The sequence below is a fragment of the Palleronia aestuarii genome, assembly GCF_003253995.1.
Classification (GTDB): domain Bacteria; phylum Pseudomonadota; class Alphaproteobacteria; order Rhodobacterales; family Rhodobacteraceae; genus Palleronia; species Palleronia aestuarii.
In genome coordinates this window covers 94,966-110,154 of record NZ_QKZL01000001.1, presented here as the reverse complement: position 1 = coordinate 110,154, position 15,189 = coordinate 94,966, and the positions used below count along the sequence as shown (strand labels likewise).

Annotated in this window: 14 protein-coding genes; 8 read left to right on the top strand and 6 right to left on the bottom strand. The window is 65.9% G+C overall.

What is annotated here, in order from left to right; all coding sequences use genetic code 11:
* Positions 1–175 precede the first annotated feature (175 nt).
* Positions 176–370 carry a DUF1127 domain-containing protein gene (locus LX81_RS22035; RefSeq protein ID WP_170133804.1) on the top strand — a complete coding sequence of 65 codons (195 nt, stop codon included), beginning with the start codon at positions 176–178 and terminating at the stop codon, positions 368–370.
* Between the two features lie 51 nt (positions 371–421).
* Here LX81_RS22035 and LX81_RS00545 read toward each other — a convergent pair whose 3' ends face one another.
* The 4 genes from LX81_RS00545 to msrA form a co-directional block, all read right to left on the bottom strand.
* A complete protein-coding gene (locus LX81_RS00545; protein WP_111535630.1) occupies positions 422–1,291 on the bottom strand; it encodes a 50S ribosomal protein L11 methyltransferase in 870 nt (289 codons plus the stop codon).
* A gap of 67 nt (positions 1,292–1,358) precedes the next feature.
* Positions 1,359–2,969: a sodium:solute symporter gene (locus tag LX81_RS00540; protein ID WP_111535336.1), complete on the bottom strand. Its 1,611-nt coding sequence runs from the start codon at positions 2,967–2,969 to the stop codon at positions 1,359–1,361.
* Between the two features lie 131 nt (positions 2,970–3,100).
* Positions 3,101–3,676, bottom strand: a complete 576-nt coding sequence (locus tag LX81_RS00535; protein ID WP_111535335.1) for a DUF421 domain-containing protein — start codon at positions 3,674–3,676, stop codon at positions 3,101–3,103.
* 186 nt (positions 3,677–3,862) lie between these two features.
* The gene (msrA, locus tag LX81_RS00530; RefSeq protein ID WP_111535334.1) at positions 3,863–4,516 is read right to left on the bottom strand and encodes a peptide-methionine (S)-S-oxide reductase MsrA; all 654 of its coding nucleotides are present in this window, start codon (positions 4,514–4,516) and stop codon (positions 3,863–3,865) included.
* Between the two features lie 390 nt (positions 4,517–4,906).
* Here msrA and LX81_RS00525 point away from each other — a divergent pair, with 390 nt between their 5' ends.
* The gene (locus LX81_RS00525) at positions 4,907–5,842 is read left to right on the top strand and encodes a SurA N-terminal domain-containing protein (protein WP_111535333.1); all 936 of its coding nucleotides are present in this window, start codon (positions 4,907–4,909) and stop codon (positions 5,840–5,842) included.
* A gap of 27 nt (positions 5,843–5,869) precedes the next feature.
* Here the strand turns inward: LX81_RS00525 and LX81_RS00520 are convergent, their stop codons facing one another.
* Complete coding sequence (locus LX81_RS00520; protein WP_111535629.1) at positions 5,870–8,065, bottom strand: primosomal protein N'; 2,196 nt, start codon at positions 8,063–8,065, stop codon at positions 5,870–5,872.
* A gap of 93 nt (positions 8,066–8,158) precedes the next feature.
* Here LX81_RS00520 and fsa point away from each other — a divergent pair, with 93 nt between their 5' ends.
* From fsa to LX81_RS00505, 3 genes are all read left to right on the top strand, one after another.
* The gene (gene fsa, locus LX81_RS00515; RefSeq protein ID WP_111535332.1) at positions 8,159–8,812 is read left to right on the top strand and encodes a fructose-6-phosphate aldolase; all 654 of its coding nucleotides are present in this window, start codon (positions 8,159–8,161) and stop codon (positions 8,810–8,812) included.
* A 121-nt stretch (positions 8,813–8,933) separates the two neighbouring features.
* A complete protein-coding gene (locus tag LX81_RS00510; RefSeq protein WP_111535331.1) occupies positions 8,934–9,632 on the top strand; it encodes a DUF484 family protein in 699 nt (232 codons plus the stop codon).
* Positions 9,629–10,543, top strand: coding sequence for a tyrosine recombinase XerC (locus LX81_RS00505; RefSeq protein WP_111535330.1), 915 nt, complete (start codon positions 9,629–9,631; stop codon positions 10,541–10,543). Before LX81_RS00510 ends, LX81_RS00505 begins: the two co-directional genes overlap by 4 nt.
* Positions 10,544–10,552: 9 nt before the next feature.
* On the opposite strand, the gene LX81_RS00500 is transcribed toward LX81_RS00505, so the two are convergent.
* Positions 10,553–11,386, bottom strand: a complete 834-nt coding sequence (locus LX81_RS00500) for a prephenate dehydratase (protein WP_111535329.1) — start codon at positions 11,384–11,386, stop codon at positions 10,553–10,555.
* Positions 11,387–11,499: 113 nt separating this feature from the next.
* Here LX81_RS00500 and LX81_RS00495 point away from each other — a divergent pair, with 113 nt between their 5' ends.
* The 3 genes from LX81_RS00495 to LX81_RS00485 all read left to right on the top strand — a co-directional run bounded on the left by LX81_RS00495 (position 11,500) and on the right by LX81_RS00485 (position 15,188).
* Positions 11,500–12,027 (top strand): c-type cytochrome, encoded by a 528-nt coding sequence (locus tag LX81_RS00495; RefSeq protein ID WP_111535328.1) that lies wholly within the window; start codon positions 11,500–11,502, stop codon positions 12,025–12,027.
* Between the two features lie 148 nt (positions 12,028–12,175).
* The gene (locus LX81_RS00490) at positions 12,176–14,083 is read left to right on the top strand and encodes an extracellular solute-binding protein (protein WP_111535327.1); all 1,908 of its coding nucleotides are present in this window, start codon (positions 12,176–12,178) and stop codon (positions 14,081–14,083) included.
* A gap of 10 nt (positions 14,084–14,093) precedes the next feature.
* The gene (locus tag LX81_RS00485; protein ID WP_111535326.1) at positions 14,094–15,188 is read left to right on the top strand and encodes a microcin C ABC transporter permease YejB; all 1,095 of its coding nucleotides are present in this window, start codon (positions 14,094–14,096) and stop codon (positions 15,186–15,188) included.
* The last annotated feature ends 1 nt before the right edge of the window (position 15,189 follow it).

Here is a 15,189-nt window from a genome sequence, read left to right as displayed (position 1 = left end):
ACATCTCCAAGTCCCCGCCCCGGCAGAACTTTTCGAATGCGGCGATCAAAGCCTTGCACCCATGTCAAGACGGCTATGCAGAACCGGAGCTATCTTTCGAAAATCGAACAATATACGCGCGCCGTATCCCCGGGTTCGCCCACAAGTTAGACGTTTTGTGAAAAGGTTCCGCGTCATGGCCCTCTACGATCTTCACCGCAGCAGCGCGCTGCCCCTCTCGACCCGCGCCTCCTCCGCGTTCGTCCGCCTCGTCGAGCGCGTCATCGAACGCCGCAACGCCCGCCGCACCTACGAGGCGCTTTCGCACCTCTCCGAGCACGAGCTGCGCGATATCGGCCTCCTGCCGGGCGATCTGGCGCGCTGGCGCTGAGCGGAAGACCGGTCCGGCCGGCGCGCCGCGCGTCCAGGCCGGGCCATCCGCTCACCCCGCGCGCCTCTGCAACGTGAGCGTCGTCCAATCGCCCAGCACATCACGCTGGACGAGATCCATTCCCTCCCGACCATAGACCGTGACGACTTCCTTGGCCTGCGGGTTCAGGATGCCCGAAAGGATGACGTGGCCACCCTCCGCCACGTGCCGCGCCATGTCGGGTGCGAGGGCGAGGAGCGGACCTTTCAGGATATTCGCGAAGACCAGGTCGAACGGACCCGTGAGGTCGGGATGGTCGAACCCCGCCGCCTCGACGCAGCGCACGCGTTCCGACAATCCGTTCAGCCGGACATTCGCCTCCGCCACCTCGACGGCCACGGCATCGATATCCGAGGCGATCACGGGATCGGGCCAGACCTTCGCCGCCGCCATGGCGAGCACCGCGGTGCCGCAACCGATATCGGCAACCCGCCGCGCTTGGATCCCGTTACCCAGCAACCTGTCGAGGGCGAGGAGACAGCCCTTCGTCGTGCCGTGATGACCGGTGCCGAAGGCCATCGAGGCGTCGACGAGGAGCGGCACGCAGTTTTCCGGCACACGTTCCGCATCGTGGCTCCCGTAGAGGAAGAAGCGCCCCGCCTCGACCGGGGAGAGTTCGCGCCGAACCTTGTCGACCCAGTCGATCTCCGGCAGTTCGCTCACCGTGAAGGGGCGCGCCCCGAAGGCCGCGGCGAGCAGCGCGAGGCCGGCCGCCTCGGGCTCCGCCTCGAAATAGCCGCCGACCTCCCAGAGACCCGATCCGTCCTCCATCTCGAAGACGCCCACGCCGGTCGGCTCGGGCTCCATCCGCTCCATCGCCTCGCTCATCGCGCGCGCGGGATCTTCCGCATCGCAAAGGGTCAATGCCGTGAAGGTGGCCATGATCGCGCGTCGCTCCTCGTAAAGACAGGCCCAACCGCATCCCATGCGCGCCCCGCGCGCGCAAGCCTCACCAGAAGACGACGAGGATCGTGAGCATCATGGCGACGAGGATCGCGCCGTGCAGGCGGACATCCTTGTACCATGCCTGGTCCCAAGCTGCGTCCTCGAGCGCCTTGCCGCGCTGCCAGATGACCGCGTCGTCGATCTCGTGGCTTTCCGTCACCGCGCTGACGGCGAGATAGAAGATCAGGCAGACGACCGTCATGATTGCCACATTGATGGTGAAGTGCACCGGATAGACCGGCTCCATCCCGACGAGCCCCATCACACCGGGATTGCCGAGGCAGAAGAGCACCGCGCCCACCGCATGCCCGAAGATGAGGGTATAGAAGCCCGCCTGCTCCGTCCCGCGCCGGCTGAGCGCGCCCATGACGAAGAGCACGACGAGCGGCGGGACGAGGACGGAGAACATCTGCTGGAGATAGTCCCAAAGCCCGCCCGCGAACTGGATGAGCGGTGCCCAGACGATGGCCAGCACCATGAAGCCGAGCGTGGCGAGCGTGCCGTAGCGCTTCATCGTCGAGGGATCGGTCTCCTCTTCGGGTCGCGTCACGAAGTCATGGATGAGGAGCGTCGAGGAGGAGTTGAGCGTCGAGTCGACGCTCGACATGATCGCCGCGATGAGGCCTGCCATGACGAGGCCGGTCAGACCGGCCGGTAGGAGCGTCGTGATCATGATCGGGAAAACTCGATCGGCCGTCTCGATATCCGGCAGGAGCGCGGTGGCCATCGCGCCCGGGAACACCATCACAAAGAGCGGCAGGATCTTCAGCATCCCGCCGAGGATCGCGCCCCATTGCGCATCCGGAAGCGACCGCGCACCGAGGATCCGCTGCACGATGTACTGGTTCGTCACCCAGTACCAGAACCCCAGCAGCGACACGCCGAAGAAGAGCCCCGGCCAAGGCAGCGTCTCGTCGTCGAGCGGCAGGACCATCGAAAGGTGGTTCTCGCCGTCCACGGAGTCGCGGATGTTGGCGAAGGAGAAGTCCAGATCGCTGAACATGACGAAGGCGAGGATGGCCGATCCGCCGATGAGCACGACCGCCTGAAGCACGTCGGTGTAGACCACGGCCTTGAGACCGCCCGTCGCCGTATAGATGCCCGCGAAAAGGCCGATCGCGAGCGCGCTCTGCCAAAGTGCCAGCGAGGGAAAGAACGTGTTCAGCACGAGGCCCCCCGCGTAGAGGCCCCCCGCGCAATCGACGACGATGGTGAAGAAGATCGTCAGCCCCGAGAAATAGAGGCGCGTGCGCCGGGAGTAGCGCCGGTCGAGGTATTCGGGCGTGGTCGTGATCCGCGACTTCAGAAAGATCGGAGCGAAGACGAAGGCCATGATCAGGAGCGGCACGCCCGCAAGCCATTCGTAGGCGGAAACCGCGATTCCCGTCGTATAGGCCGACCCGGTCAGCCCGATCAGGGTGGAGGAGGAGATGTTGGAGGCAAAGAGCGAGAAACCGATGGCCGCCCAACCCAGGGAGCGCCCTGCGAGGAACAGATCTTCTCCCGACGACGTCCGACGCGCGACCCAGATGCCGATGCCGATGATGATCGCGAAATATCCCGCGATCACCCAGAGATCGAGCGCCGTGATCGCGTTTTGGATGTCTTCTTGCATGTGGAGCCCCTCCTTTACCCGCGAGGGTAACGATCAGACTCCGAATGGCAATCGGGGGCCCCTTCGCGGCCCGTTTCGTCCGGAACCGCGCCGATTCCCGTCGCGGGCCCCTTTCGCCCACGCGGGGGAGGTCAGGCGGGATCCGGCTTTATCTTCTTCAGCCCAGGATCGACATTGATGTTCCGCATCAGCCCGGCATCGCTCAGCGGCATCTCCGGATTCATGTCGGGCACGACGGTTAATCGACCGTCGGTCTCGAGGATCACCCACTGGACCTCGGGGAGATTGGTGTAGCCCTGTCCCCGGAGGCGGCTGAAGAGCTCGTCCTCCGAAATGCGCTCGGCCCGCATAGCCGCCTCGACGATCTCGCCGTCATGCACGAGAAGCCGCGGCATGGGTTTGACGGCCCAAGCAAGCCAGGGAACCCTCAGAACCAGCCACGTCGTCATCCACTGGCAGAGGCCGAGGATCCCCATCGCCACGAGCGCATCGGCGATCGACACGTCCTTGAGCAGGATCCCCGAGGAGAGGAGGCTCCCCATCGCCACGGCGATGATCCAGTCGAAATTATTCATCTGCGCGGTGCTTCGCTTGCCCAGGAGCCGGGTAAGCAGGACCGCGAACGCGAAGAAGATTACCGCGCCGATGGTGACGGACGCGATCCGGTTCCAGTCGTTGAACCAGAGATGGATGTCTGGGTCGTTCAAAGGCTAAGGCCTCCAAGTCGGACGCGTCAAAATAACGTGCAGCGCAACGCGCCCGAGCCGCCCGCCATTCACACGTGACGAACGCAGCGTTCTATCATTCAACTGCGTGGTCTGGCCTTTCGGCCGCAACGACGATGGACGTAATTAAAAGATGGGCCGGCTACACTGTAGCCGACCCCGCCATCGTCACGCGACCGCGACACCCACCGGGCAGGTCACGCCGGTACCGCCGATACCACAATAGCCGCCGGGGTTCTTGGCGAGATATTGCTGGTGGTAATCCTCGGCGTAATAGAAGTCCGGCGCGTCGCGGATTTCCGTCGTGACCGGACCGTAGCCCGCCGCCTTCAGCTTCGGGGCGAAAGCGGCCATCGTCTCTTCCGCCGCGCGCCTCTGTGCATCGCTCGTCACGTAGATCCCCGACCGGTATTGCGTGCCGCGATCGTTCCCCTGCGCCATGCCCTGTGTCGGGTCGTGTCCTTCCCAGAACACCTTCAAAAGCTCCTCGTAGGAAATCGTGGAGGGATCGTAGACCACGCGGACGACCTCGTTATGGCCCGTCCGGCCGGAGCAGACCTCCTCATAGGACGGGTTGGGCGTATAGCCCCCCGCATAGCCCACGGCGGTCTGGTAGACCCCGTCGAGCTTCCAGAACATCCGCTCGACCCCCCAGAAGCAACCCATCCCGAAGATCGCGACCTCCATGCCGTCGGGCACCGCGGCACCGATGGGACGTCCGGTGACGAAATGGGCGGCGGCGGTCGGGATCGGATCGGCGCGGCCGGGCAGCGCGTCGTCCCGGTCCACCATCTCCGACTTGTTGCGCAGCAATCCAAACATGACCTGTCTCCTCATACGTTTCGAGGCTCATATAGGTGTCGTCGCGGCGAACGCTACTCCAGGGGCCTTCCGGAACACGGGCGCGGCAGTCGCTGCGCCATCGTGACGCGACGATACGCATGGCGGCCAGTGGACGTGACGATCCGTTCAGTCACCACATCGCAGAAATGTGGATCACGAGGACGTGCGGCAAGCTTGAAGCCGACGGAGGCGAGATGCCGCGCAAAACGCTCGATGCGTCGCGTCGATTGGCAGATCGGCACGCATGATCGCCGAAATCCGTCGCCGAATGGCCGTTTTCACACCGCTCATTCGGGCTCTTCGCGCAAGGCCGGACGGAACAGCCGGCGTCGGCACCCGTTGGGGCCGGCAAATTTACAGGAGAGACAGATGAAGCGCATCACGATGACATCGGCCGCGGCACTGCTCGCGCTGCCCCTGGCCACCCTGCCCGCAGCGGCGCAGGACACTTCCTCGTCCGACACCGGAACGACGCAACAGGACAATGGCAGCACCTCCGGAAACGAGGGCACGTCGGGATCCGGGCAGAGCGATGCGGGTGCCGCGGGAAGCGACAGCGGCGCACCCGATTCCACGGACAGCGACAGCGCTTCCGGGTCGAACGACGGCAGCGCCGCATCCGGGTCTGACAGCGCGGGCGACACGGCGGATGAGGACCAGGTGGTCGTCTCGGTCGAGGATGCGGAGATCACGGCGGGCGACGTTCGCGACGCGATCGCGTCCCTGCCGCCGCAGGTGCAGCAGAATCCTCCCGATGTCCTGATCCCCTTCGCGGTCGAACAACTCGTCCTGCGTGAACTGATCCTCGCGGAGGCGCAGTCGCAGAACCTCTCCGAAGATCCGGAAGTTCAGGAGATCGCCGGTGATGGCGGCGAGGAAGCCGTCGAAGCCGCGACGGTCCGGGTCTATGTCCAGCGCGCGATGGAGGAGGTCACCACGGACGAGGCGGTGCAATCCGCCTACGACGAGGCGGCCGAGGCCTCTCCGCAGCCCCTCCCGCCACTAGAGGAGGTCCGCCCGCAGATCGAGCAGCAAATCCAGCAGCAGCGCCTTCTCGAGATCCGCGACGAACTGCGCGGACAATACGAGGTCGTCTATTACGACGAGAACGGCGAGCCGCGCGAGGAGACCCCGGCCGGCGAATCCGATAGCGGCACCGACGGGGCGTCGAGCGATGGCAATGCCGAAGGCGCGATGAGCGGAAGCGGCGACACGTCGGGCAGCTCGGACACGCCGGATACCGGAGACACCGGCGGTGGCATGGACGGCAGCACCGACGGCTCCGGGTCCGCCGAGGAGGACTGAGGAGCCGTTCCCCGGCGCGGCGAGGCTTCAGTAGAAGCTCTGCGGATCGATATCGACGCTGATCCGCAGATCGCCGCGGACGGGAAATTGCAACAGCCAATCGGAGAGGGCGGCCTGCAACGGGGCCGCCTTCTCTGCTTTCACGAGGAGGCGCACGCGATGGCGTCCGCGGATCCGGGCGATGGGCGCGGGCGCGGGACCGTAGACCTGCGCGCCGATCCGGCGCAGTGGCCCGTCGCCGCGCGCCATCTTCGTGCCGAGATCGAACGCCGCCTGCACGTCCCGGGCCGACAGGACGATGCCGGCCATCCGGCCATAGGGCGGCACGCCCGCCGCGCGCCGCTCTGCCGCCTCGGCACGCCAGAACCCTTCCTCGTCGCCCGTGAGGATCGCGCGGATCACCGAATGTTCCGGCTGGAACGTCTGGAGGAGCGCTTCGCCGCGCCGTTCCGATCGACCGGCCCGACCCGCGACCTGTCGCATGAGCTGGAAGGTCCGCTCCGCCGCGCGCAGATCGGATCCCTGCAACCCGAGATCGGCGTCGATCACGCCCACGAGCGTGAGCAGCGGAAAGTTGTGGCCCTTCGCGACGAGCTGCGTTCCGACGATCACGTCGGCCTCCCCCTCGGCGATGGCCGCGATCCGAGCCTTCAGCGCGCGGGCTGAGCTGTACATGTCCGACGACAGGACCTCGATCCGCGCGTCGGGGAAGAGCTCTGCCGCCTCTTCCGCCATCCGCTCCACGCCCGGCCCCACGGCGGCGAGTTTGCCCTCGACGCCACAGGACGGACAGGCCTCGGGGACCGGTTTCGTCGCGCCGCATTGATGGCAGACGAGGCGCTTGAGAAAGCGATGCTCCACCATGCGCGCGTCGCACTGGTCGCAACCGATCTGGTTGCCGCAGGCCCGGCAGAGCGTCACCGGCGCGTAGCCGCGACGATTGAGGAATAGGAGCGACTGCTCGCCTTGTTCGAGACGCGCTTCCACCGCCGCCCGGAGCGTGGGAGAGATCCATCGGCCCGCCGGCAAAGTTTCGCCGCGCATGTCGATGGCCCGCATCTGGGGCATGTCTGCCTCCCCGAAGCGCGAGGTCAGCGTCAGCGCGGCATACTTTCCGGCCTCCACATTGGCCCAGGTCTCGAGCGAGGGCGTCGCGGAAGCGAGGATCACCTGCGCCCCCTCGATCGCGCCGCGCAGGACCGCCATGTCGCGGGCGGAATAGAGCACGCCGTCTTCCTGCTTGTAGGAGGTGTCATGCTCCTCGTCGACGACGACGAGCCCGAGATCACGGTAGGGCAGAAAAAGCGCGGAACGCGCGCCCACGACAAGCTGCGCACCACCCTCGCTCACCATCCGCCAGCAGCGTCGCCGTTCGGTCATCGTAACGCCCGAATGCCATTCGGCGGGCAGCGCTCCGAACCGCGCCTCCACCCGCGTGAGGAATTCCGCAGTGAGCGCGATCTCCGGCAGGAGCACGAGCGCCTGCCGCCCCGCGGCGAGGCAGGCCGCGACCGCCTCGAGATAGACCTCCGTCTTGCCCGAGCCGGTCACCCCCCTCAGCATCGTCGTGGCATATTCCCCCGATGCCGCACCCGCGCGGAGACGCGCCGCAGCAGCCTCTTGGTCCGGGGCCAGCGCCATACCGAGCAGGTCGGGATCGAGCCGCGGATAGGGCGTGTCGCGCGGGCTCTCGCGCTCCTCGACGGCACCTTGCGCGACGAGGCCCTTCACCACGCCGGTACCGGTACCCGCGAGCTCCGCGAGCTCCCTCAGCGTAAAGGAGAGCCCTCCATATTCCTCGAGCACCTCCAGAACCCGACGACGCGGCTCCGTCATCCGGTCGGGCGTGCCCATGCCCCGCGCGTAGACCCTTCGCATCGAGGGCGGATCGCCGAGGCCCGGGGAACGGGTGGCGAGCCGCAGCATGGCGGGCATCGGGGTGAGCGTGTATTCCGCTGCCCGCGAGAGGAAGGCGCGCATCTCCGCCCGCATCGGCGCCGCTTCGAGCACGCGATTGATCGGGCGGATCCGGGCGAGATCGTACTCCCCCTGCCCGTCGCCCCAGACGACACCCAGAACCCGCCGCGGCCCGAGCGGCACCTCGACGAAAGCACCCGTCGTGCAACCGCCCTCCGGCGCGCGGTAGTCGAGAAGCCGGTCGAGCGGCTGCACGGTCAGAACCGAGACGAGCGCCCCGGCGGCGAAGTGCTTTTCCTCGCTCATGTCGCGTCCGGACGGCCAGCCGGGCATCGGGGGGCTTTCTTAGCGTCGCGCGCGGCGGTAAACCCGGTTCCGATACGCATGAGGAGCGCTAACATGAAATTCTTCGTCGATACCGCCGATACGGACGCCATCCGCGAACTCCAGGAACTCGGGATGGTGGACGGCGTCACGACCAACCCGTCGCTGATCATGAAGTCGGGACGCGACATCAAGGAGGTGACGAAGGAGATCTGCAGCATCGTCTCCGGTCCGGTCAGCGCCGAGACGGTCGCCCTCGACGCCGAAGGCATGATCGCCGAGGGGCGGGTTCTGGCAAAGATCGCGGACAACATCACCATCAAGGTGCCCTTGACCTGGGACGGGTTGAAGGCCTGCAAGGTGCTGTCCGAGGAAGGCCGGATGGTCAATGTCACGTTGTGCTTCTCGGCCAATCAGGCGCTGCTCGCAGCGAAGGCGGGAGCGACGTTCATCTCTCCGTTCCTCGGGCGTCTTGACGATCTCAATCTCGACGGCATGGCGCTCATCCGCGATATTCGGACGATCTATGACAATTACGGGTTCGAGACGCAAATCCTCGCGGCCTCGATCCGGACCGTGAACCACATGAAGGAGGCGGCGCTGATCGGCTCGGACGTGGCGACCGCGCCCCCCGCCGTCATTCACCAGATGGCGAACCACGTGCTGACCGACAAGGGCCTCGACGCTTTCGTCGCCGACTGGAAGAGCACTGGCCAGTCGATCCTCTGAGGCCGGCACGGGGCGTCACGTGTCGCACGAATGCATCGAACGGGCCGGGCCGCGTCGCCCGGCCTAGGCCTGATCGCCCCCCGCTGCTACGTTTTGGAAGCGCAACGGCAAGGGTCCCGAGATGACGAGCAGTTCCACGATCGATACCGCGATCCGCGATCACCTCATGGCCGATCCGGCGCGCCTTCTCGACGATCCGGTCCTGATGCAGGCTCTCGTCGGGGCGAACGACGCCGCGCGGGGCGAGAACGTGATCGATCTGCGAGGAGTCGCGATGCGACGTCTCTCCGAACGCCTCGATCGGCTCGAGGAGACCCATCGGAGCGTCATCGCGGCCGCCTACGACAACATCACCGGGATCAAGGTCGTCCATCGTGCGGTCCTTGCCCTGCTCGAGCCATCGGATGCGACGTCGTTCTGGGCGCTTTTCGACGGGTCCCTCGCAAGGGAACTCCGCGTCGACGCCGTTCGGTTCTTCGCCGAAGCCGATGTCGGCGCCTCCTCCGCACCGCCTGACGGGGCGGTCGCGACCGCTGAGCCCGGCTTCTGCAGCCTCTATGCCGGACCGGGACCGGGCGGCGCGCCGCGACGTGTGACGTTGCGCCGGATCACGACGGGCGATCGCGACATGCACGGGCCGGATGCGGCGGACATGCGGTCGGAGGCCTGCCTGCTCCTCGCGCTCGGGGAGGGCGCGCCGCCGGCGATGCTCGTTCTCGCAAGCCGTGACGGCGAGCAATTCGCCCCCGGCCAGGGCGTGGACCTTCTGGAATTCCTCGCAGGCACCGTCGAGCGGGTCGCCCGCACCTGGCTCGCGTGATCTCTCCGGGGCTCGCCGACGCGCTGGGGCGCTGGCTCTCGCATCTGAGCGCGCTCGACGATTGCTCGGACGCGACCATCACAGCCTACCGCGCCGACGTGAGCGGCTTTCTTCTCTTCATGCAGGGTCATTTCGGCGAACAGGCTGGCCCTGCGGCGCTCGGCGAGGTCACCTTGCGCGACATGCGTGCGTGGATGGCGCATGTCCGCGGGCGCGGGATCGCCGCGCGCAGCCTCGCGAGAAAGCTGACCGCGGTCAAATCCTTCACCCGCTGGCTGGCGGAGCGGAACGGGTTCGACCCGACCGCGATCCTGTCCGCCCGCTCGCCGAAGTTCCAGCGCAAGCTGCCCCGCCCGCTGGATGTGGAGGCGGCCCACGCCATGCTGGACCGGGTGGAGCTGCAGGCGCGCGAGCCCTGGGTCGCGGCGCGCGACCTCGCCGTCGTCACGCTGCTCTGGGGCTGCGGGTTGCGCATTTCCGAGGCACTGGGCCTCAAGGGCATGGACGCCCCCCTGGGCCCGACGCTGCGGATCACCGGCAAGGGCCGCAAGGAACGGGTCGTGCCGGTCCTGCCGGCGGCGCGGGACGCGGTCGATCTGTATGTCCAGGCATGTCCCTTCGATCTCGCGCCGCCCCTGCCGCTCTTTCGCGGCGTCAAGGGCGGCGCCCTCAATCCACGGACGATCGCCAAGGTGATGGAGCACGCTCGTCTGGAACTCGGCCTGCCCTCGAGCGCGACCCCGCACGCGCTGCGCCATTCCTTCGCAACGCATCTCCTCAGCGCGGGCGGCGATCTCAGGACGATCCAGGAATTGCTGGGCCACGCCTCCCTCTCGACCACCCAGGCCTATACGGCCGTCGACACGGCCCGGCTGATGGCCGTCTACGACAAGGCCCATCCGCGCGGCTGAACTGATCGCTCAGTGCCGGCGCGGATCGGCCGGGTACGTCCCGAGAATTTTGAGGCTGTCGGTGAAGTAATCGAGCTCCTCCAGCGCGCGGGCGAGCGACGGATCGTCAGGGTGCCCCTCGACGTCGGCGTAGAACTGCGTCGCCGTGAAATTGCCCCCGACCATGTAGCTCTCGAGCTTCGTCATGTTGACGCCGTTCGTCGCGAAGCCGCCCATGGCCTTGTAGAGCGCGGCAGGAATGTTGCGCACGCGGAAGACGAAGGACGTGATCATCCCGTGCTCGCCCCGCCGATCGCGATCCGCCTCGCGCGACATCAGCAGGAACCGCGTCGTGTTCGTGTCCTGATCCTCGATATGGCGGGCGAGCGTCTCGAGCCCGTATATTTCCCCCGCCAGTTCGCCCGCGAGCGCGGCAAGCGTTGGATCGCCCGCCTCCGCGACCTGCCGCGCCGACCCGGCCGTGTCCGCGCCCGCGATCCGGTGGATGCCGTGCGTTCCGAGGAAATTCTTGCACTGTCCGAGAAGGACCGTGTGGCTCATCGCCCGCTCGATCCGCTCGAGCGGCGTGCCCGGGATCACGAGGAGATTGATATGAACCCGTACGAAGGCTTCTGCGACGATATGGAGGCCCGAGCCGGGCAAGAGCGAATGGATATCGGCGACGCGTCCGTAGGTCGAATTCTCCACGGGCAGCATCGCAAGCTCGGCCGCGCCGGTCCGCACCGCCTCGATCGCATCCTCGAACGTGCGGCAGGGCATCGGGTCGAGATCGGGCCGCGTCTCGACGCAGGCCTGGTGCGAATACGCGCCGAGTTCGCCCTGAAACGAGATGCGGAGCACCATGGTCAAAATCCTTCGGGTTCCGGTCTGACGTTTCGCCGCGTCTCATAGCGCTTGAAAGCTGCGCGGTGAAGGGGATAGAGAGTGCCGACACTTCTGGCCGCACGGGACGCGACATGTTCGACACGATGACCCTGACGAAGATTGTTGGTGCCTTTTGTGGCTCTCTCCTGATTTTCCTGCTCGGCGGATGGGCCGGCGAGTTGATCTACAATACCGGCGAGGAAGTCCCCCACGAGGGCGAAGAGGTGCATCAGGCCTACACGATCGACACCGGCGAGGACGAAAACGCGGAGCCGGAGGAAGAAGGCCCGCCTTTCGAGGAGGTGCTGGCCTCCGCCGATCCGGCCGCGGGCGAGCGCGTCTTCGGCAAGTGTCGCGCCTGCCATCAGGTCGAGGAAGGCGCAAATGCCGTTGGCCCGACCCTTTACGGCGTCGTCGGCCGGGAGGTCGATACGGTGGCGGGCTATTCCTATTCCGGCGCGCTCGAGGAGCATGCGGATGTCTGGTCGCCCGAGAACCTGAACGCGTTCCTCGAGGATCCGCAGGGCTACGCACCGGGCACCAAGATGAGCTTCAACGGATTGCCGAGTGTCGAGGATCGCGCGGCCGTCATCGCCTATCTCCAGACGCTCGGCGGGTGAATTGCGATCGGCGCCGCGACGGAAACCCGCTGCGCCGACGCATCACGGGGGCCCACGGCCTCACGAGAATTCAACTTGAACATCCTCCGCGCCCGGCCTTAGCGTCGGCACTTGATCCAGAATGGCTCATCAAGACGGAGTGTTCCGCATGATCCACGCCCTCCCCGCCGCACGGACGATTTCCCTCGGCAGAACGGGCGGCGTCCTCGCATGCTGCCTCCTGATCCTCGCACCGGGCATCGAGGCCGGGGCGCAGGAAGCGTCCGACGAGACGCTGAACACCTCGCACGGCTATTCGAATTTCGGCGAGCTGAAATACGGGCCCGACGCGGTACTCGACTACGTCAATCCAGACGCGCCGAAGGGTGGCGAGTTCTCCACCTGGTCGATCGGCAATTTCGACACGTTCAACCCCTATGCGCGTGCGGGACGATACGAAACCTACTCGGCGAGCGTCGGCGCGGGCGAATACATCATGACGTCCACGGCGGACGATCCCTACGCGGCCTATTGCTATCTCTGCACGACCGTCGAATGGCCTGACGACCTCTCCTACGTGATCTTCAACCTGCGCGAGGACGTGACCTTCCAGGACGGCACGCCGATGACGGCGGAGGACATCGCCTTCAGCCACAAGTTGATCCTCGAACAAGCAATCCCGGAATACCGCGAACGGGTCGGCGCCTATTTCGAGAGCGTAGAGGTGCTGGGCCCTTACCGCATCCGGTTCGACTTCACCGACAGCGCGCCGATGCGCGATCGGGTGACGATGGCCGGGGGCACGCCCGCCTGGTCCAAGACCTGGTTCGAGGAGACGGAGACCCGCCTCGACGAGAGCAGCACCGCCCCCTTCATGTCCACCGGGCCCTACGTTCTCGACAGCGTCGACTGGAACCGGCAGGTCGTCTACGCGAAGAACCCGGATTACTGGGGAGAGGATCTTCCCATCAACACCGGACGCAACAATTTCGACCGCATCCGCGTTGAGTATTTCGCCGACAGCTCCGCCGCGCTCGAGGCCTTCAAGGCCGGCGAATACCTCTTCCGGATCGAGAGCGACCCGGCCGACTGGAACACCAACTACAATTTCCGCGCATTGAACCAGGGCTACGTCGTGCGCGAGGAGATCCCCGACGGATCCGTCGCACCCCGCCTCTCTTGGGTCTTCAATCTCAATCGCGAGAAATGGCAGGATCCCCGCGTGCGCCGGGCGATCTCGATGATGTTCAACTTCGCCTGGTCGAACCAGACCCTCTATTATGGCGCCTATGCCCAGCCGGTGAGCTTCTGGACCGGGACCGACCTCGCGGCAGAGGGGTTGCCGTCAGAGGAAGAACGCGTGCTTCTCGACCCCCTCGTGGAGCAGGGCCTGCTCGAGGAGAGCGTCGTCGCGGACCCGGTTCCCCTGCCCGTCGAGCATGACGCGTCGACGAGCCGCCCCTCCCGCAAGATCCTGCGCGAGGCCACGGCGCTCCTCGAGGAAGCGGGCTGGGAAATCGGTCCGAACGGGACGCGTCAGAAGGACGGCCGCCCCCTCGACCTGACCATTCTCCAGTTCGATCCGCGCTACGACAAGGTGATCCTTCCCTTCATCGAGAATCTCGGCCTTCTCGGCATTTCCGGCAAGCTCGAGCGCGTCGACACGACGCAATACGTGCAGCGTCGGCAGGACGATGCCTTCGATCTCACCACGCAGGGGTTCCAGATGGATTTCGAGCCGTCGGATGCGCTCCGGCAATGGTACGGATCGCAGACCGCCGATACCAGTTCGCGGAACCTGATGCGTCTGAAATCAGAGGCGGTCGACGACCTGATCACCGACATCGTCGCGGCCGATACGCTCGATACGCTGCGTCCGGGGGTGAAGGCCCTCGACCGGGTGCTGCGCCATATCGGTTTCGACATTCCGCTCTACTACAACCCGGTGACCTGGCTCGCCTATTACGACGTCTACTCCCACCCCGAGGAGCTTCCTCCGCTCGCCGTCGGCGCGCTCGATTTCTGGTGGTACGACGAAGAACGGGCGCAGGAATTGCGGTCGGCCGGCGCGTTCTGAGGAACCGGCTTTGGGCGGATATCTCCTCCGGCGGGTGCTGCTGATCATCCCGACCCTCATCGGGATCATGGTCATCAATTTCGTCTTGACCCAGTTCGTCCCCGGCGGGCCGATCGAGCAGATCATCGCCAGGATGGAGGGGTCAGGCGACGTGATGCAGGGCATCTCCGGCTCGTCCGGCCCGAGCGTCGGCGATACCGGGGGCGGCGGCGTGACGAGCTCCGACTATGCCGGCGCGCGCGGGCTTCCCGCCGATTTCATCGCCGATCTCGAGCGGGAATTCGGCTTCGACAAGCCGCCGCTCGAACGCTTCCTCACGATGATGTGGAACTACGTCCGCTTCGATTTCGGGGAGAGCTATTTCCGCTCGATCTCCGTGCTCGATCTCGTGCTGGAGAAGATGCCCGTCTCGATCTCTCTCGGGCTCTGGTCGACGGTGATCGCCTATGTCATCTCGATCCCGCTCGGCATCCGCAAGGCCGTCTCCGACGGGTCGAGCTTCGACACATGGACGAGCGCGCTCATCATCGTGGCCTACGCGATCCCCGGATTTCTGTTCGCGATCCTGCTGATCGTTCTCTTCGCTGGCGGGTCGTATTTCCAGATCTTCCCGCTGCGCGGACTGACCTCCGACAATTGGGACCAGCTGAGCCTGTTGGGAAAGATCGGCGACTATTTCTGGCACATCGCGCTTCCGGTCACGGCATCGACGATCAGCGCCTTCGCCACGCTGACGCTCCTGACGAAGAACAGCTTCCTCGACGAGATCAAGAAGCAGTATGTCGTCACGGCGCGCGCGAAGGGCGTTAAGGAGAGCCGGGTCCTCTATGGACATGTCTTCCGGAACGCGATGCTCATCATCATCGCGGGCTTTCCGTCGGTGTTCATCGGCGTCTTCTTCACCGGCTCGCTCCTGATCGAAGTGCTCTTCTCGCTCGACGGGCTCGGGCGTCTGGGCTTCGAGGCCGCGTTGCAGCGCGACTATCCGGTGATCTTCGGCACGCTCTTCTTCTTCGGGCTGATCGGGCTCCTCGTGGGGATCGTCTCCGATCTCATGTATGTCTTCGTCGATCCCCGGATCGACTTCGAGACGCGGGAGGGCTGAG

Coding starts and splice junctions, on each gene's coding strand:
- LX81_RS00520 (WP_111535629.1), bottom strand. CDS start 8,065: ATGAGCGAGGAAAAGCACTTCGCCGCCGGGGCGCTCGTCTCGGTTCTG.
- LX81_RS00490 (WP_111535327.1), top strand. CDS start 12,176: ATGATCCACGCCCTCCCCGCCGCACGGACGATTTCCCTCGGCAGAACG.
- LX81_RS00545 (WP_111535630.1), bottom strand. CDS start 1,291: ATGGCCACCTTCACGGCATTGACCCTTTGCGATGCGGAAGATCCCGCG.
- LX81_RS00525 (WP_111535333.1), top strand. CDS start 4,907: ATGAAGCGCATCACGATGACATCGGCCGCGGCACTGCTCGCGCTGCCC.
- msrA (WP_111535334.1), bottom strand. CDS start 4,516: ATGTTTGGATTGCTGCGCAACAAGTCGGAGATGGTGGACCGGGACGAC.
- LX81_RS00540 (WP_111535336.1), bottom strand. CDS start 2,969: ATGCAAGAAGACATCCAAAACGCGATCACGGCGCTCGATCTCTGGGTG.
- LX81_RS22035 (WP_170133804.1), top strand. CDS start 176: ATGGCCCTCTACGATCTTCACCGCAGCAGCGCGCTGCCCCTCTCGACC.
- LX81_RS00495 (WP_111535328.1), top strand. CDS start 11,500: ATGTTCGACACGATGACCCTGACGAAGATTGTTGGTGCCTTTTGTGGC.
- fsa (WP_111535332.1), top strand. CDS start 8,159: ATGAAATTCTTCGTCGATACCGCCGATACGGACGCCATCCGCGAACTC.
- LX81_RS00510 (WP_111535331.1), top strand. CDS start 8,934: ATGACGAGCAGTTCCACGATCGATACCGCGATCCGCGATCACCTCATG.
- LX81_RS00500 (WP_111535329.1), bottom strand. CDS start 11,386: ATGGTGCTCCGCATCTCGTTTCAGGGCGAACTCGGCGCGTATTCGCAC.